Here is a 16,576-nt window from a genome sequence, read left to right on the forward strand (position 1 = left end):
GATGCTCGATCTTTTCCTATCAGCCTTCATCACCTTGTTCGTGGTGATCGATCCACCCGGCTGCGCCCCGATCTATGCCGGTCTGGTCAGCGACGCCACCGCGCGCCAGGCGACGGCGATGGCCGTCAAGGCATGTCTCATCGCCCTGGCGATCCTGATCGTCTTCGCGCTGTTTGGCGAGGATCTGCTTGGCGCGCTGCACATCGAACTCAATTCGTTCCGCCTGGCTGGCGGGATCATGCTGTTCGTCATCGCGCTCGACATGGTCTTCGAAAAGCGCACCCAGCGGCGCGAGGAGCGCGCCGAAAAGGTCAAGGCGCAGAATGCCCAGACGCCCGAGATCGAAGACGTCTCGGTGTTTCCCATGGCCATGCCGATGATTGCCGGGCCCGGCTCGATCGCAACCATCATGCTGCTGACCGGCCGCGCCCACGGCACGTCGGAAACGCTGGTGATACTCGGCGCGCTGGCTGCGGTACTGGCGCTTACCCTGCTGGCCCTTGTTGCCGCCAAACCACTGATGAAGCTGCTGGGCCGCCAGGTCGAAGCCGTCATCACCCGCCTGCTCGGCGTGCTGCTGGCCGCACTGGCGGCGCAGTACGTGATCGACGGGGTGAAAGCGGTACTTACTGCAACGTGACCCGGCCGTCGTCGCTGTCGCGGCGGCCGAAGAATTGCATCAGCTGGACCAGCAGCTCGCACCGCGCGGCCAGATCGGACGCTTCGAGCAGCGCCTGCTTGGCCGCGGCATCGAACGGGGCGATCTGGCTGACGCCGTCGATCAGCGAGCGATCGTCGAGCCGGGTTACCGCTTCCCAGTCGACCGAATAGCCCTGGGCATCGGCAAAGCGCCGCGCCTCGCGTTCAAAGCTCGCGCGTTCGACGGGGGATAGTGCTGCATCCTCGTCCTCTTCGCCGATCAGTTCACCCTCGATCTGGCGGAACGGGGTGGCGGCATCAAGCTCGCGCAGGACGCGAAAGCGCGATTCGCCTTCGAGCACGATGTTGAAGCGGCCATCCTCCAGTGCCTCGACCTCGCCGATCCGGCCAAGGCACCCGACCGCAAACAACGGTGCGCCTTCGTCCGGTCGCTGCGGCTGGATCATCCCGATCCGCCGGTCGCGCGCCAGTGCGTCCTTGACCATCGCCTGATAGCGCGGCTCGAAGATATGCAGCGGCAATTGCAGTCCAGGAAACAGGATTGCACCGGGCAGGGGGAAGATCGAAATGCGCAAGGGCCGCGCCTCCTAACCGAACAGGATCAGCGACAGGCGTCGCCGCATGGCGGCCACCCAAGGATCTTCCAGCCCGACTGCCTCGAAGATCTGCAGCAGCTTGGCCCGGGCCGCGCCTTCGTTCCATTCGCGGTCGGCGGCGATCGCGGCCAGCAGGCGCTCCGCCGCACTGTCCCGGTCGCCCGCCGCGAAGGCGGCCGACGCATAGGCCAGCTGGGCGTCGTGGTCCTGCGGTGCGGCGTCGGCGGCGGCTTTCAGGCCAGCAAGCTCGCTGTCCTCCGGGCGGCTCCGCGCCAGTTCGAGTGCGGCCACTGCGCGGTGCACGTCGGGATCGCTGCGCAGCGCTTCGGGCACGCCGGCTGCAACCGCATCGGCGGCATCGAGCTCGCCGGCCAGGGCCAGTGCGCGGATCTGACCACCCAGCGCAGCGCCGTTTTCTGGCGCAATCTCACTGATTTGGGCAAAGATATTGGCGGCGCGCGCGCCGTCGCCTTCGGCCAGCGCGGCTTCGCCCATGGCCAGCAGCGGCTCGATATCCGCAGCGGGCGCGGCGCCGGCATTGATCGGCAATTGGGCAAGCAACTGATCGAGCATCTGCTTCAGTTGCGATTCGCTGCGGGCGGGGGTCAGGTCGGCGACCGGCTGGCCCTGGAACAGCGCATAGACCGTCGGGATCGAGCGGACCTGGAACTGGGCGGCGATGAACTGTTCATCGTCGACATTGACCTTGGCCAGGACCACGCCCTTGTCAGCGTAGTCTGCTGCGACCTTCTCCAGCACCGGCGACAGCGCCTTGCACGGGCCGCACCATTCGGCCCAAAAATCGAGGATGACGAGCGAATGCATCGAAGGTTCGACCACGGTCTTGCGAAACCGGTCGACGGCCTTCTGTTCGTCGAGATTGAGGCCCATGCTCGCCAAGGGTAAACTCCATAGACTGTTTGCGGATAACTGGCCGCCAATGTGGGCCTTCGGCGTCATTTGTGAAGGGACAAAGCGCGCGGGCACGCGATTGCCACTTTTCCCCTTGGCAAGCCCTTGGGGCGATGCTAACGGCGCGCCTCACCCCGGACCCACCGCCGTTTTGGCACAGGGTTGCAGGCGTTCGAGCGGGCGTAGCTCAGGGGTAGAGCACAACCTTGCCAAGGTTGGGGTCGAGGGTTCGAATCCCTTCGCCCGCTCCAGTTTTCCCCCTAAAACATCAGAAGGCGATTGCGCCTGATCGTGCTTTCACTTGCGCGACGGGTGATTTCAATCGCTGCTTTGTCGGCAGTTCTGACGGTGCTGCGTTCATGTCGGTGCGGTTTTGGGTGATGCTGTTTCGTCCGCCTGAGGCCAGGCATTTTGGAGGACTGGCCGACGAGCTGAATTACTGTGCGGCGGGTCGGTCGTTGCTGTTGCTGCCGCTTGCGGACCCGGCCCGAAGTACCACCTCGAGGAACTCTTCTTTTGCAACAGTGCGCACCTTTGGCGACCGGCAAAGCCAGTCATAAGCGAAACTTCGCATGGCGCGCTGGTCGCGGGCAGCGAAAAACAGGTCGTCGAGATGGTCTAGCTTGGGCAGCCGGGACCGCGACTCGCTCAGCTCGGAGATCAACCGCATGATCTCATCCGGATTGCGCTGCGAACAGGCTATCAGCGCGACGATAATGCCCTCGTATGCTTGCGCGCCGACTAATCGTGTTCCGTTCAGCGCCGCACCGAACATTTCGGCCCGGTTGTCGCAGTTGGCTATGTATCCGGTATGGCCACCGTTGTTCACACTGCCTTCGTAGTACAACGCATGGTAGAGATTTATGGCTTCGTCCGCACCAGTGGGAGACCAGAGCGCCTCGCGCGTAAGCGTACTGTTCATGAGCCAGCAGAAACTCTCGACCGCTTCAACTTCGTCTTCGAGCCCGTCGTCGGGCATGATGATGGTCGACATGGTCATCGGCTTTCCCGCCCTTCATCACTTATCTGGGGGCTTGCGAAAGGTCCGTCTGATGGCACGTCCGGCAAAGATGAAGAAGGCAGCGCCCGACAGGCCGCCGATCAACGGGAAATAGGCGTGGTTCCTGGTACTTTCGATCACAAATTCGCTGAAGCCATCGGCACGCAGTTGCGCAAAGCGAAATTCCGTTTGCGCGGCGTGCCAGATGATCATGCCAACGATCAATACGGTAGCGACGATACGGACATTGCGCTTTGGCGAAGGAACCGGTTCCGGTGTTTGTACGCCAGGGCTGGGCTGCGGGTCTTCTTGCACCACGGCGATCCTCCGGTGGGTAAGATCACCATGCCTACACCACCGGCGCAGCCACCTTTCCGCGAAAATGGAACTGGTACATCCTTGGCCCTTCGTACGGTCATCGTCTGACGGCACAATAATGCTGATAGACATGCAACGATCTGAAGGCCCACGCCCATTCGAAACCGTTTGACCAGCAACGTCGCCTCGATTGTGGCCATTCTTCTGTCCAGCATTGCCTGGGTGGGCAAAAGTGGCGCGCAGGACAGGATTGGCGAGATTGTGCAGCCCGCTTCAGGCACGGGCCGGGCTGTATATGCAGCTCTGGATCAAGCGGTGATTTTGCCGCGATTCCTTGGGAAATGGGCAATAGATCGGGATTCATGCCGACGCCGGGAAAGCGCCGGCCACATCGAATTGCAGCAACGCCTGGCCATTATGGGCAAATCGCGCTTGGCCGTCCAGGCAGCACTGGTGGAAATTGATCCCGACAGCGCGGGCGATGACGGCAAATCGCCGCGCGCAAGGGACTACGCCAATGCCGACGACATTCTGGTTCGGTTTGGTCAGCAGGGCCGGGAGCCGCGCTACATTCATTTCCGCTTCGGGTACGGCGGAGCGCGCTTGATCGTCGAGGAAGTGGGTCAACCACGACGGGCCTATGTTCGCTGCGCATGAGCGCGCAGTCGGTCGTCTTGCCATCGCGAAGACCAAAGTTGAGCGCAGCCACGCGGCGGCATGACCTGCGCGTCAACGTTGCGCCGCAATAGCATTCATTTAAAGTGCGACCCGACGGCTCTTAGCTGTCGTGATATTCTTCTTGCGAGCATGTTTCTACTGCCTGAGGGCATTCTGCAAGCCACCGGAAGGTACCAGTACAACGCGATCAGTGCTTCAAGGGGCGTTCGTAGGGCAATGTCGCAGCACAGTCTCGCGCGAACCATTTCCGGTCGAAACGCGAATGCCGCGGTGATCGGTGGAGATGTCCAGATTCAGCCGCTGATCGGTCCCATCATCCCTGCGCACAGTAACGAATACCGCTTCAAAGTCGCTATAGCCCTCAACTGCGATAACGGGCTGCAGTTCAACGGTTTGCGCGGTGACAGCCAAGTGGATCCCGCGGTCCCCTGTCACGCCGCAGTCCTGTAAGCGGCCAACCCATTCGCCGTGATAAATCGCGGGTACCGCGGGATAATCATAAAGCATCAATGCACCGCGCGGCGCCGGATCTGACCAGCTGCGGCACCCGCTGGTCAACAATGTGTCAAAAGCCAACGCCGCTGCAATGTACCACTGCCATGGCTTCCGCAGAAGCGGCCGTTCAATTGAACTCCAGGCTGTCATTGGCGTTTTTCAGAACCTCGCACTGGACTGACAGTCAAGCAAAGGCCGCCATTATCCCGCTTATCGACTTTTCGGCATTACCACCGCAGCCCCCGGGCATGCCGATGCCGCCGCATCAGATGCCAAAAGTCTGCGTGGTGGTTTGGCTCAAGTCGATAATGGCGCGCTGGGTGCAGGTCACTTGCGCCTTGGTACAGGCAAGCTTCGCGCGATATTCCAGCTCGTCAGGTGCAAAGCCGATATAGGTCCGCACGTTGCCGGCGGTGTCCTTGTAGACCGCCAGGTATTGTCCGTTGCCGAGATCCTCGTCGTCAAAGTAGGAAACGCAGCGTTCCTTGCTTTGCGCCGCGCACTGCGAAACAGCTGCGGCGATAGCGTCTGCGCTGGTCCTGCGCCCCGTTACGACAACCATTTTGGGCCACTTGCTTCCCCAGGCCAGCGAAAAGAAGCCGCGGCCGGGAGCGCGCATCTTGTTTTCATCGATGATCTTGAACCGGGGCGTGCCGGTATCCGTCGTCTCGACCACCCAGCAACGCGAGCCGTTGGTGCAGAGCTTGTTGACGCGGGTTGAGGCCGTCGCCGCATCGGGTGCACCAACCCAAAATATCACGCCCTTGTCATTGACGTAACGGACCAGGACGCCATTGGCCACCGTCGTACCCATAGTGCATGGCGTTCCGGTGTCGGCCTGGCATTTCGCCAGAAGGCGATCCCGTGCTTGCCGCCAGTTTTGTTCTCCGGTCGATAGCCAGACCGAACCGCGCCAGCGATCGGCTGGCTGGCTTTCCGGCCATGCGACCAAAGCAAATTTGTGGCGAGCGACCGGGCCGGGTGGGAAATGATTTTCGGTCAGGTCGAGCCCGGCCGGGGCGCTAAGCGGCAGAGGCGTATAGGCATAGACCTGTGTCACTCTGCAGCCGACGGAGTTCTTCCGACAGTATTCCAGCGCATCACTTTCGGCGACCGAAATGACGTTCGCGCCGCCCCGAACCCAAGGGAGGCCGTACGCATCGTGCGCCACCGCGATGAAGCTGTTGTTGATCCAATGTGCGCCGATCATACAGCCTCCGCCCATGATCCGGTTGCATGCCGACAATGCTGCCTTTTCCGCTTCATCACCCGTGCGATGCCCCGACGTAGCCCAAACCTCGGACGTGTCGAAATTCCAGGCTACTGCCATGTGGCTGTCAGCGAAACGGGGCGGGGGCGGAAAGTAGGCGCGTCGTTCCGATTCGTAATCGTCTTCCGCTGCTGCCGCTGCCGCATCGTCTTCATCCTGGATCCAATCCTGCTGAATTCGCGCTTCTTCCGCACGCTGACGCGCAATGTCTTCTTCATAGGTGGGCTGGGCAAAGGCGGGGGCGGCCATCAGGGTCAGGCCAAGCCAATGGCTCGACCAACTTGCATATCTGGCAAATAGTCCAATCAATCGCGTATCCCTTTCGGAGTGCAAAGGATGCCATTGCTGAACGTCATGATTTGCACAGAGCACTCATAACAGACCGCGTTGGCGGATCGCACGCCGAATTGAACCGGTACATTACGTCGAATGACGCGCCGGCGCGGCAGAGCTAATGCTTCCAGGCAGCTACCGAGGTCTATTGAACAAATGCGTTTGCACGGGTTTTCGTTGCTTCGGAGCAGCATCGGGGTCATGCTCTGTTCGCTATTGACGGGATGCTTCTTTCTCCCCGGCAATTTCGTCTCGCAGCTCGACGTCCGGCGCGATGGCACGTTCGATTTCACTTATGTCGGGGAAATCGTCACCACACTGCCGGAAGAAGGCGGTGCCCGAAAATGGGATCCCGCGATGGCTCATTGCTACCGCGAAGATTCGGACGATGAGCGGACCTGTGCAACCGATGAGATTGCGCGGCAGCGGACACGCTTTGACGCCAGCGAAAACGCCCGTGAACAGCAGGCTGCAGACATCGCCGAGCTCGTTGGATACGATGCTTACGACGAGGCTGCCAATGAAGAATTCGCCCGAAAGATGGAAAATTTCAAAGGCTGGGACAAGGTGGCTTACAAAGGTCACGGCGTGTTTGCGGTGGAATACCGCTTGTCTGGCACGCTGGAGCGCGAAATGACATTCCCCGTGCTGCCACAAGCGCAGATGGTGATGCCATTCCTCACTATCCGGCGCGCGAAAGACATGGTGGTTGAGGTGGAAGCCCCGGGCCTGACGCCGCACCGACTGCGCGAGGTCATGCTGCGCGCATTGCAAGGTGCGAACGGGACTTCGGACCGCAATGATGTTCCGATGTTCAACCGCGCGAGAGGTCGTTTCACGCTGACCAGTGATACCGATCTGACCGCCTCGAATGGTGAGGAAAGCGTCTCGGGCGATCGCCATACGGTGGTCTGGACGATCGATGGCGACACAGAAATCGTGCCACAGGCGCAGATTGTTCTCGACAGGTAATGACCATGATCAAAGCACTTTTCCGGGCAAGCGTGCCATTCACTCTGCTGTTGACCGCGGCCCCGACTGTGGCGAGCGGATATTTGCCCATGCCTGAATTGCGCGAAACTCTGCGCAGCTACCGCACATGCTTCTCCCGCCTTCAATCTGCTGCCGGAGCGGATCGCCAGCTAGTAGCGCGCCGGAAGGACAAAGGTATGGCTGCGTCAAGCGATGGAACGACCCATGATGTTTCGCTTGAAGTTCAAAGCAAGGGGGTGGAGCGCATCGGCCGTGACCATGCCCGCTACGCCGCCCGGATCCGGTACCGCAATGGCGTGACGCGCCCTGACCTCAACCAGATTGAATACAATCACAGTTGGGAATCCCACAGCTATGAATGCCGGGGGCGTGTGCTGATCACCAACACCGCCCAGGGTTATACGCTGTCGACTTTCGAGCCGCTTGCGAAGACGCCCCCGCAGTGAGCGGCCTTGACCGAAAAAATCCGGGCGCAGGGAACTGCCGCGAATGAGCAAATGGTCAGGGCCGCCTAAGGGCTGGCTGCCATTTGCGTGGGCAGCAATCGCCGTATCCGCCTTGCTGCTTGTGGCCTACATCCTTGTCGCACGTTCCTTGGCATTGTTCCATGAACCGTTCGATGTGGAAGAGGTCGCGATCAGCTACGTCACCGAATATGACGCAGTCATCGCGGACGAAGATCGTCTTGATGCGAAGGGCAAGCCGCTCAGCGATCAACTCGCCATATTGCAGCGTGACCGGGAGAATTTCCACGAGCGCGCAATTCGGCAGAATGGCGACACTGCGGATCGCGATGCAGAGGGTGTCAGCTTTTTTGCCAGTGCCCGGAACCGGGATGAAATCGGTCGCGGGACGTTTTCAGTTGCCCTTCCCGTTGATACTCCAACGCAGCATCACATGACCGCAGAGGGCACTTCGCTGCATGTCATGGTTCATAGGCGGGATGGACACCTGATCCTGTCAGTCAGTCGCCTCCGGACGCCTGCAGCCAAGCGCAATGGCGACACAATGTTGAGCCGGACAAAACTGATACCAGCAATTGCGTCAAGCGCCCACTAGCCCTGATTCATGAGTCGGCTGCGGATGTTCGACGTGTAAGTGCGCCCAACGCGCAGTTCGACGCCCCCCCCAAGTACCACAACAAGTGCCGAGAAGGCGTCTTGTTTTATCCGCTTGATGGCGTCGATGCGTACAATGGTGCTTCGATGAATGCGAATGAACTGAGCAGACGGCAGACTGCGCTCCAAAGCGGCAAGGTTGCGATTATACAGATATTCAACGCCTTCGGCATGGATGCGGACATAGTCACGCTCCGCCGCTATGTGCGAAATGTTGCCCGGCGCCAGCCGGACATAGTCGCCCTTCGATTTTACCCAGATTTCCAGTCTTCGATCCGGCTGCGTGCTCGATTGCTTCCGCAGGGCAGTTACAACCTCCTCAAGCTCACGGATGCGATCGGTGTTGGATCGTTGCTCTGCGGCGATGCGAGCGCGCTCCAGCGCCTCGTGAAACCGGCCCGGATCAATGGGTTTCGTGATGTAATCCACTGCCCTCGAATCGAAGGCACGCAGTGCCTGATCGTCAAAAGCGGTAATGAAGACGATGGCAGGTGCCGGGTCGGGTAGCCGTTCGACCAGATCAAACCCGCTGCCACCCGGCATCTGGATATCGAGCAGCACCAGACCCGCCTGGAATGTGGCGAGGCGCTGGATGGCCTGCTCCACATTGCCGGCCTCTTCCACGGCACCGACCCAAGCCAGATGTTTGAGCAAACGGACAACACGGCGGCGCGCGAGTGGCTCGTCATCGACAACAAGGACGTCGACCCGGTTCATGCGGCCTGCCAGGGGACGTCGATTTCGGCACGAAAGTTCTGATCGGTCGTCATTCCGGCGGTGAACCGACCGTTATCGCCGTATCGTGCACGAATGCGGCCAGCCACGTTGCGCAAGCCAATGCCAAAACCCTGCGACGCAGAGTCACGAGAATGGTTGCTGGCACTGAGGTCGTTCTCGACAGCGATGAAGAGTCTGTCACCATGCCGCCGAGCGCGAATACTGATGGTGATTGCCTTTATCGATCTGCTCAAGCCGTGCTTTACCGCATTTTCGATCAGGGGCTGCAGAATCAGACTGGGCACGCGTCCCGCCTTTGTGCTCGCCGCAGCATCAATGCTGAAATCCATCCGGTCGGGAAAACGCTCGCGCTCGATCTCGAGATATTCCTCCTGCAACATCAGCTCCTCGGCCAGCGTCACGTCGCTCATCGGGTCCAAGGTCAGTGTGGTGCGCAAAAACGTCGACAGCGAAATCACCATCCGCTCGGCGCGCTTGGTAGAGCCTTCCTCGATCAGCCCGGCAATCGAATTCAGTGTATTGAACAAGAAGTGCGGGCTTATCTGATACCGCAGTGCCCGCATCTGCGCGGTCAAAGCCTCTTCACGCACGAATGCCAGACGGCGCTCCCGGTCCTGCACTTCGAAACTGTAGAGCAGCGAGATGAAAAGGCAGGACCAGCCGAAAAACGTTCCGAAGCTGGAAACCATTGTAACACCTGCCATATGCCAATCGAACACAGGCACTTTTGGCGAAATGCAAAGTGCAAAGAACGCAAAATCGATCAGGCTGAACAGCGGTGCGGCAATGCTGGAAAAAACGAAGGCCAGTCCAACTTTGGTGAGGATGCCGGCATTGCGCAAACGGTATAGGACGCCGGTTATTATCAGCGTCAGTAACGCGCCAAAGCTGTCGATGATCAGCTTCCCGAAAAAAGACCTGATCGGATCGACCCCAGCCACGCCCCACAGAATGCTGTCTGTCAGCAGTACAGCGGTCCAGAAAACTGCTGCCAGCTTAATCGTTGTTCCGGCCAGGGTATCCCAAAATCCGGAATCACCATGCTCCCTGGGCCGCGCGCCAGAATGAGGGTGTGCAAACGGTGTCAATGCTTCAGATTGAAGGTACGAAATATGTTGGATATCTGTCATTTGCGCTGCGCCATTGTTCAATTTCCCCAATTCCTATCGCAACGGCGGCGGACGAGACGTGCATGCGGAAAATGCAACATGACGCCGTGCGGATCGCTCGTTCGTTCGATACGATAGCCGCCTGATTGCGATAACCCCCTGAAGCCAGATCAAGGCTTCCTTCCCCACTCCGACCCAGCCATGCGTACGAGCCTTGGACCCGGTAGCGAACGCTCCGGTCGGACCGAAACGCCAGCGATGTGAACCGCTTATTTTGCCGTTCGTCATTCATTTCACGCCATTCGTACATTTTCGATGTATTTCATCGGCCGTACAAAGCTAGCGGCGAGCGACCGGATTGTAGCATTCAGTTTGATCCTGGATAGCGGCCGATATGGAACTGGTACATCTGCCCTACTTGTCACAAACGCAGTCTATGCAAACGGCCACTCTCCATCCGGCTGACCGTAGCAGCGACGCCCCCCGCAGAAGAACATTGCTTGCCTTGGTCGATTCCGATGACGAACAAGCTTTGGATCGTCTCATGTCGGTGCTGCCCAACGCCCGCTTTGTCGATTTGTCCTCCCCTCACGCCACCCCGGTTCCAACAACTTCGCACGCCGAAAAGGCAGCACCCGATCCGCAGCTTCTGACCAGTCGTCAGAGCGAGATTTTTGCGCTGATGTTGGAAGGGTTGTCGAACAAGGCCATCGGCCGACGCATCGGGATTTCGCATTTCACCGTGCGAAATCATGTGTCCAAGCTCATGCAGATATTGAACATCCCGACCCGCCGCGACATTCGCCGCGCACTGCATGACGCCATTCCAATCAGTGACCATCAGGATCAGCCCGACCGCGATCGCACCGAAAATAGCCCGCGTGCGCGGATGTGATCAGTCGGTGCCAGCAAGAACCATCAACTTTCCAGAAGGTAAGCGTATGCACGGACGCATCAGCCTGGCGCAGAAGCTGCTCCTGGCTCTGACATTTGCTTTGTCCAGCTGTGGTGACGGGTCAGCAAAGGTTGCACAGTCCGAAAGTTCGGCTGGGCGTTCGCCTGCCGCCACGGCGGCCTTCCCGCCCACGACCATTGCAGCCGTCGGCGGCGCGTACACGTTGTCGCAGTCCGACAGAATTTCACTTGGCGCAGCCGAGACTGCATGCCGCGCGAAAGACAAGGCTGAATTTTTCGACGCATTCATTCGTTCGCGCGTCGTCCAGCGAAAATATTTGGCCAAGACCATCAACCTGGCGGTGCTGGGGTCCAAAGGAGAAACGCTCAGTTCCAGACAAGTCGCTGCCGCCGATTTCGCTGGGTCACCAATCATCATGCAGGATTACTATCGCAAGGCGGCTGAGCCATTTCGAGCCGGTGACCGGGATGAATTTGTGATGATCTCCATCAATCAGAGCCAGTCAAATCAGGTTTCGGTTGAGTGGACCCGTGTGCATTTCGACGGCAAGTCGGAAGGCGGAGACGATCTGGGCAATGCCTTCGATCTCGATGGTCAGCCTTATGATCCGAGCGGGCGTACCGATGGTCAGTTGCTTTTCGAACCGACCGCCGATTGCTGGGAGCTTGCAGCCGATATCCGCTATCGACGCGGCGGCAGAGGGTGAGCAGCCTCACGGTCGGACGAACTTCGGCGACGTTGCTGGCTTTTCTCATGGCAGTCATGCCCGCGGTTTGCCTTGCTGCCGAAAATGGCCTGAGCGCCAACATGCGTCAGGCCGAAGCTGCAATCGGGCGTGAGGACTATGCGCAAGCGGCCCGGCACCTCGATGCTGCGTGCAGGCAGGGCGGGGCCCTGGGCTGTTATGATCTGGCGGTGCTCGAACATGAAGGACTTGCAGGCCCTCGCAACCTGGCGAGAGCAGCCGCATTCAATCGCCGGGCCTGCGATCTTGGCAATATCGATGGATGTGCCAACCTGGGCACACAGTTGCTGACCGGTGACGGCGTCCCTGCCGATCGGCGAAGGGCAAAGCCGCTGCTGGAGCGAAGCTGCCGTTACGAGTCGCCATCCGGCTGTTTCGGGCTGGCCTTGCTGCAAGAAGGTCTTTTCGGTGGCAGGGCAGATACGCTGAAAGGTCTGCCGGTGCTCGAGCATGCTTGCCGTATCGGTCATGCCGAAGCCTGCTACCGGCGCGGACATCAGCTGGCTCAAAGCGCCAAGGTGCCTGACTGGCACGCTGCGGCTTCCTGGTACAATGCTGCCTGTGAAGGTGGGCTTGCAGCAGGATGCAATGCGCTGGGTGTCCTTGCAGGTGAGGGGAAGGGCGGCCCGGTCGATCCCGAACGGGCGCTGCGACTTTTCAGGCAAGCCTGTGAAAGCGGCTCTGCTACCGGTTGCAGGAACCTGGGCAATTTGATCGGTCAAGGGACGCTAGGTCCAATTGATAGAGCAGCAGCGAACGCGGCCATTGCGCGTGCTGCCGCTATCGAGTCGGGACAGATCGCCGGTCAGCGGCAGCCAATGCCATGAGCGATGGATTCGCCATTGCGCTGGATATTGCCTGATGGAGCAGGCGGCGGAGATCACGCAGATGTCAAATCGGGGCAGCACCAGATGGCGCAAGTTCAATCTCTGGATACTGCTCGGGATCACAAGCCTGGCATTGCCGATCTATGCACTGCTTGCGCTCGCCATGTTGTTTTGCGACGCGCCAGGCGCCTGGTGTCAGGACAGCGCAAACATCAACTTGATTTATGACTTCGGCATATTGGGTCCCTTCGCGATTTGGCTGATCCTGCTGATAGGCGCAATCCGCAAGCGACCCTGGGTCGTCGCAGTATGGGCTGGCGGTGCACTGCTTTTGATAATGGTTTGTGCGATTGCCTGGCTGCTCCTGCTGGCTGCACTTTCCTGACAACGCAACGGCAAGAAACGCACAATGACTGACCGTATGGACCATTTGGAGCGCCTCGTCTCTTTGCGAGATAGTGGCGCTTTGACCGAAGACGAATTTCAGCGTGAGAAGGCGCTTGTCATTGCAGGAGGCTTAAGCGGGGCGCCCGGAAGCCCGCATCCGGCGCCAGCGCGACGTTTTGGCTTTTGGACGATCGCCGTGCCTCTGGCCCTTGGGTTGGCTGCCGCTGTTGGTATCGTGCTGGCGCGCTGGAGCACAGCCGATTTCGCGGGTGGCAAGTCTGTGGCGGCGCCTGCCGCAAAAAGTCTGCTCTCAACCCCCGCAGCCAGTGTTTCGTCGATACCGCAGACCAGTTTGCGCCAAAGCCTTTCGCCAAGTCAGCAGGCGCAACGCGCGTTCGATGCCCTGTTCGGCGACGGCCCGCCGAAAATCCGCACGAGCAATCAAATCGATTACACCTACAAGGCGGGCAAGCTGGCCTGGGCAGCGTTTGGTCCAGTCCTTGTCTTGCCTGCCGATAACCTGGCGGAACCGAGTCCAGTGTCGATCGGCGCGCTCGGCATATTTTATCTGAAGGAGGAGAACGGCGCATTCCGCGTTGTTCGCCGCTGGCCTGACGCAATCGATGGAAGCATCATGGGCAATCCGCCAGCCTGGAAGTTTGTCAGCGGCCTTGGCCCAAATCCCGTTATAGTCGCCACGGGTGGCGGGGTCTGGCAGGGCTATCGCTGCGAATCGACGACGGTGACCGAGCTGCGTCCTTCCGGTCCCGTCACAGTCGCCAGCTTCAGCTCAGTCTATGAAAACGGCGGCGCGGTGGAGGATCCGGAACGGGTCGAATCGATCACTGGTGAAATCATCAACATGCGGCAGAATTCGTTTGACGTGCGCTTCCGGGGAACGCGCAACTTCATGCATCATTACGTCCGTAAGGGAGAGGTGTTCGTCCGGCCCGACCCGGCTGGCGATCAGGAGTTGCCAGGATGCTGACCAGTAAAAAGCATGGAGCGCGGTTTGCCATGGCGATCGATCGATCGAGTATGTGCGCGTTGATCCTTGCCGGGTGCGCCATGGCCACCGTGTCACCAACGTCCGCCGGAGAAGCCAAGCCTGAAAAGCGCGATATCCCGGCGGATTACAGCACCGTCACATGTTCGAATGAAGCAAGTGCCCGCGCCATGATTTCCGACTATTACCGTCCCAATGACAATGGGGCGTTCGATGTATATCGCTTCTTTGATGGTCTCAAAGTCACGGGCTGCCAGCAAGCGGGCGGCCCGATTGTCATCGAGGAGGTCCTGGCCCGCAAGCGTGTCGGCGCTACGCACCAAATCCTTTACCGGGGAAGCCGATCGACTGGTGCGACGGTTTTTGGCCTGGTCGATGAAGAGGGGAACAATCGGGCACCGCGCAACGCATTTGAACGGTGGATTGCTACCTATGCAACCGGCGGATTCCTGAATCCAGACCCGCAGAAATCGCCGGCGCAGAAGCCGAGCTATCTGTGTCCAACGCCGCAGGCGGCGCAAAAGGTGATTTCCGCAATTCCGGCTGTCCAGCAGCCAGGTGTGATGAATGCCCCACAGGTGAGCGCCAAGCTTGCGGCACTCAACGCGAATGGCTGCACCATTGCTTCAGGGCGATTTGAAGTGATTGCGGTGCATGGCTCGGTGTTTATCAGTCTCGGCTACGAATCGGGAGAGACTTGGACCGCCTTGACCGCATTGGACAGTCATCGGCGGGTCGTGGGCATTCTCCATGATGACGATCTTATGACGGATTGGAACTGATCGACCGGACTGGTCGCCATGCCATTCGCTGATTCTTAGTTGGGTCTGCTCTCGCCGATCACGCCAGATTGGCCGAGACGACGCATGTATCTTGCGATGATCCGCCACACCGCATCAAAACGGCGCGAAACGAATTGAGCGCGCGCACCAGGACATGCGAAGTCGTGGAAAAAGTTACCGGAATTTGATCCACTCCAAACCAGATTGGCCGCGCCGAAGTCCATTGCGCGCAAGCATGAGAGATCGCTGTTGCCCAATGTGAACGGGTTGAGCGAACTGGAGAGGATTCCAGCCAATTGTGCCCTTATCTCGGCGTAGCCCGCAGCGCCAATATCGAAGCTGTGGTGACCTTCAATGAACCTGAAGGGCTCTTCCGAAGAGCCGGGTGCGTCGGGAAGTCGAAAGCCACCTGAAATGGGCACTGCAACCTCGCCCTTGCCGTTCCGATCCATGCGCCAATAGAGGTGATTGCCGGCCCGGGTTCCAATGATCGTGTAGCGTAACTGTTCCGGTTCCGCACTTTCCGTCGAAGAGCCCGATGCCTCCTCCACTGGTCGTTCGGCAGATATGCCATGGCGGATTAGCCAGGCGAGCACGGCTTGCCGCCCTGCAAGCGTGGACCGGTTTAGCATATGATCGGGCGTCATGAACAAATAGCGTTGGAACGTCTGTCCCTGCAAGTTGCGCTCTTCTGGAGGGGCGCCAGCCTGCAGCAGGTCAAGGACCCGCCAAGGTTCATTGATTTCCGCCGCCACGTGGAGCGGAGTGTTGCCCATTTGATCGGCCAGGCCCGGCTGCGCGCCGGCCCGCAGCAGCATCAGGAACTGTGCCTTGTTTTCAAAATACAACGCCGTGATCAACGGCGTGCGACCGTCCTCGGCGTTGCGGGCATCGGGATCGGCTCCCCCGCTGAGCAATCTAGATAGCCGCGCCGGATCAGGATTACGGACCGCGGCATGAATTTCCTCGGGCGAATACGCATGCGACGGAGCATGTGCCGATTGCGGTCTCCCTACGCAGGCAGACAACATCAACATCAGACCAGCAATGGCCGTCACGCCAGGATGTAGCGAAAATCGGGTCATATCTGCCGGAGCTGTATTGCGACAGGCGCACGCAACCTACCGATGCGAGATACCGGTACACAGGCCCTGCTAACGCCATCGTGACGTGACGTTGCGGACCGACGATCCTCCAACCGGAAACGCCGGGACGAACGGCGGCAAATATCTGTGCAGTGACGCGACTAGGGCGTGACGCTGATCGCGATGCTGTCTGCAGCGGCGTTGTAGCTGACATCGAAGCCGGCGCTGCGCAGGGTGGCAAAGCTGACGTATTCGCCCGCGCTGCCGGCCTGCGTGAAGCGTGCGAGCGAATCCGGATCCATCTGTGCGGAGACCAGGCCGAGCAGATCTGCGACCTTGACCGATGGTTTCATATCGGGCCCGATCCGAACCGCGATATCGCCGCCGGCTTGGCCACCCACGGAAACCGCTGCGTGATGATAGACGACATCGTCGATAAGGCGGTCGGCTTGGCGGACCTTGGTACCTGTCGCGGAGGACGTGCGGCTCGCGGCAAGCTTGGCAACTGGCTTCGCGGGGGCTGCGCGGAACTTGGCCAGGTCGAAGCGGCGCAGTTCTGGCGACGAAACAATCCGCAGTGGCTGCGATTCGATCATCGTAGCTGGCGA

Annotated in this window: 21 protein-coding genes and 1 tRNA gene; 12 read left to right on the forward strand and 10 right to left on the reverse strand. The window is 59.7% G+C overall.

Features of this window, described 5'->3' with window-relative positions; translation table 11 throughout:
- The first annotated feature begins 1 nt into the window (after position 1).
- Positions 2 to 640, forward strand: a complete 639-nt coding sequence (locus ACFFF7_RS11935; RefSeq protein WP_379481577.1) for a MarC family protein — start codon at positions 2 to 4, stop codon at positions 638 to 640.
- Here ACFFF7_RS11935 and ACFFF7_RS11940 read toward each other — a convergent pair.
- Together ACFFF7_RS11940 and ACFFF7_RS11945 are read right to left on the reverse strand one after the other, a co-directional pair.
- Positions 627 to 1,235 (reverse strand): LON peptidase substrate-binding domain-containing protein, encoded by a 609-nt coding sequence (locus ACFFF7_RS11940; protein WP_379481578.1) that lies wholly within the window; start codon positions 1,233 to 1,235, stop codon positions 627 to 629. The two genes, ACFFF7_RS11935 and ACFFF7_RS11940, sit on opposite strands and share 14 nt — an antisense overlap.
- Positions 1,236 to 1,247: 12 nt before the next feature.
- The gene (locus ACFFF7_RS11945; RefSeq protein ID WP_379481858.1) at positions 1,248 to 2,147 is read right to left on the reverse strand and encodes a tetratricopeptide repeat protein; all 900 of its coding nucleotides are present in this window, start codon (positions 2,145 to 2,147) and stop codon (positions 1,248 to 1,250) included.
- Positions 2,148 to 2,344: 197 nt separating this feature from the next.
- On the opposite strand from ACFFF7_RS11945, the gene ACFFF7_RS11950 reads away from it, so the two are divergent.
- Positions 2,345 to 2,419: transfer RNA gene (locus ACFFF7_RS11950), tRNA-Gly, on the forward strand.
- 185 nt (positions 2,420 to 2,604) lie between these two features.
- Here the strand turns inward: ACFFF7_RS11950 and ACFFF7_RS11955 are convergent.
- Both ACFFF7_RS11955 and ACFFF7_RS11960 read right to left on the reverse strand, forming a co-directional pair.
- Positions 2,605 to 3,168, reverse strand: coding sequence for a DMP19 family protein (locus ACFFF7_RS11955; RefSeq protein WP_379481579.1), 564 nt, complete (start codon positions 3,166 to 3,168; stop codon positions 2,605 to 2,607).
- An 18-nt stretch (positions 3,169 to 3,186) separates the two neighbouring features.
- Positions 3,187 to 3,483, reverse strand: a complete 297-nt coding sequence (locus tag ACFFF7_RS11960; RefSeq protein ID WP_379481580.1) for a hypothetical protein — start codon at positions 3,481 to 3,483, stop codon at positions 3,187 to 3,189.
- Positions 3,484 to 3,654: 171 nt separating this feature from the next.
- Here ACFFF7_RS11960 and ACFFF7_RS11965 point away from each other — a divergent pair, with 171 nt between their 5' ends.
- Positions 3,655 to 4,143, forward strand: coding sequence for a hypothetical protein (locus ACFFF7_RS11965; RefSeq protein ID WP_379481581.1), 489 nt, complete (start codon positions 3,655 to 3,657; stop codon positions 4,141 to 4,143).
- A 216-nt stretch (positions 4,144 to 4,359) separates the two neighbouring features.
- Here ACFFF7_RS11965 and ACFFF7_RS11970 read toward each other — a convergent pair whose 3' ends face one another.
- On the reverse strand, positions 4,360 to 4,809 hold the full coding sequence (locus tag ACFFF7_RS11970) for a hypothetical protein (protein ID WP_379481582.1): 450 nt from the start codon (positions 4,807 to 4,809) through the stop codon (positions 4,360 to 4,362).
- Positions 4,810 to 4,924: 115 nt separating this feature from the next.
- Entirely contained in the window at positions 4,925 to 6,178 is a 1,254-nt protein-coding gene (locus ACFFF7_RS11975; protein ID WP_379481583.1) for a DUF4189 domain-containing protein, read from the reverse strand.
- A 285-nt stretch (positions 6,179 to 6,463) separates the two neighbouring features.
- Between ACFFF7_RS11975 and ACFFF7_RS11980 the strand changes: the two genes are divergently transcribed.
- From ACFFF7_RS11980 to ACFFF7_RS11990, 3 genes are read left to right on the forward strand one after another with little or no spacing between them, the layout of a single operon-like run.
- Positions 6,464 to 7,234, forward strand: coding sequence for a hypothetical protein (locus tag ACFFF7_RS11980; protein WP_379481584.1), 771 nt, complete (start codon positions 6,464 to 6,466; stop codon positions 7,232 to 7,234).
- Entirely contained in the window at positions 7,234 to 7,701 is a 468-nt protein-coding gene (locus ACFFF7_RS11985; protein WP_379481585.1) for a hypothetical protein, read from the forward strand. The genes ACFFF7_RS11980 and ACFFF7_RS11985 overlap by 1 nt, the downstream gene beginning before the upstream one ends.
- 43 nt (positions 7,702 to 7,744) lie before the next feature.
- Positions 7,745 to 8,314: a hypothetical protein gene (locus ACFFF7_RS11990; RefSeq protein ID WP_379481586.1), complete on the forward strand. Its 570-nt coding sequence runs from the start codon at positions 7,745 to 7,747 to the stop codon at positions 8,312 to 8,314.
- Here ACFFF7_RS11990 and ACFFF7_RS11995 read toward each other — a convergent pair.
- The gene (locus ACFFF7_RS11995) at positions 8,311 to 9,090 is read right to left on the reverse strand and encodes a LytR/AlgR family response regulator transcription factor (protein ID WP_379481587.1); all 780 of its coding nucleotides are present in this window, start codon (positions 9,088 to 9,090) and stop codon (positions 8,311 to 8,313) included. The genes ACFFF7_RS11990 and ACFFF7_RS11995 overlap by 4 nt on opposite strands.
- A complete protein-coding gene (locus ACFFF7_RS12000) occupies positions 9,087 to 10,241 on the reverse strand; it encodes a sensor histidine kinase (RefSeq protein ID WP_379481588.1) in 1,155 nt (384 codons plus the stop codon). The genes ACFFF7_RS11995 and ACFFF7_RS12000 overlap by 4 nt, the downstream gene beginning before the upstream one ends.
- A 373-nt stretch (positions 10,242 to 10,614) precedes the next feature.
- On the opposite strand from ACFFF7_RS12000, the gene ACFFF7_RS12005 reads away from it, so the two are divergent.
- The 6 genes from ACFFF7_RS12005 to ACFFF7_RS12030 are packed head-to-tail and all read left to right on the forward strand — an operon-like array spanning position 10,615 to position 14,883.
- On the forward strand, positions 10,615 to 11,115 hold the full coding sequence (locus tag ACFFF7_RS12005) for a response regulator transcription factor (RefSeq protein WP_379481589.1): 501 nt from the start codon (positions 10,615 to 10,617) through the stop codon (positions 11,113 to 11,115).
- A complete protein-coding gene (locus ACFFF7_RS12010; protein ID WP_379481590.1) occupies positions 11,054 to 11,842 on the forward strand; it encodes a hypothetical protein in 789 nt (262 codons plus the stop codon). Before ACFFF7_RS12005 ends, ACFFF7_RS12010 begins: the two co-directional genes overlap by 62 nt.
- 32 nt (positions 11,843 to 11,874) lie before the next feature.
- A complete protein-coding gene (locus tag ACFFF7_RS12015) occupies positions 11,875 to 12,708 on the forward strand; it encodes a tetratricopeptide repeat protein (RefSeq protein ID WP_379481591.1) in 834 nt (277 codons plus the stop codon).
- 34 nt (positions 12,709 to 12,742) lie between these two features.
- On the forward strand, positions 12,743 to 13,093 hold the full coding sequence (locus ACFFF7_RS12020) for a hypothetical protein (protein ID WP_379481592.1): 351 nt from the start codon (positions 12,743 to 12,745) through the stop codon (positions 13,091 to 13,093).
- 36 nt (positions 13,094 to 13,129) lie between these two features.
- Positions 13,130 to 14,083 (forward strand): SHOCT domain-containing protein, encoded by a 954-nt coding sequence (locus ACFFF7_RS12025; protein WP_379481859.1) that lies wholly within the window; start codon positions 13,130 to 13,132, stop codon positions 14,081 to 14,083.
- The gene (locus tag ACFFF7_RS12030; protein WP_379481593.1) at positions 14,077 to 14,883 is read left to right on the forward strand and encodes a hypothetical protein; all 807 of its coding nucleotides are present in this window, start codon (positions 14,077 to 14,079) and stop codon (positions 14,881 to 14,883) included. The genes ACFFF7_RS12025 and ACFFF7_RS12030 overlap by 7 nt, the downstream gene beginning before the upstream one ends.
- Before the next feature lie 35 nt (positions 14,884 to 14,918).
- Here ACFFF7_RS12030 and ACFFF7_RS12035 read toward each other — a convergent pair whose 3' ends face one another.
- Together ACFFF7_RS12035 and ACFFF7_RS12040 are read right to left on the reverse strand one after the other, a co-directional pair.
- On the reverse strand, positions 14,919 to 15,968 hold the full coding sequence (locus ACFFF7_RS12035; RefSeq protein WP_379481594.1) for an ankyrin repeat domain-containing protein: 1,050 nt from the start codon (positions 15,966 to 15,968) through the stop codon (positions 14,919 to 14,921).
- A gap of 161 nt (positions 15,969 to 16,129) precedes the next feature.
- Positions 16,130 to 16,564, reverse strand: coding sequence for a hypothetical protein (locus tag ACFFF7_RS12040; protein ID WP_379481595.1), 435 nt, complete (start codon positions 16,562 to 16,564; stop codon positions 16,130 to 16,132).
- Positions 16,565 to 16,576: the final 12 nt, after the last annotated feature.

Origin of the sequence: Novosphingobium aquiterrae, assembly GCF_042434435.1 — a bacterium.
GTDB lineage: Bacteria > Pseudomonadota > Alphaproteobacteria > Sphingomonadales > Sphingomonadaceae > Novosphingobium > Novosphingobium aquiterrae.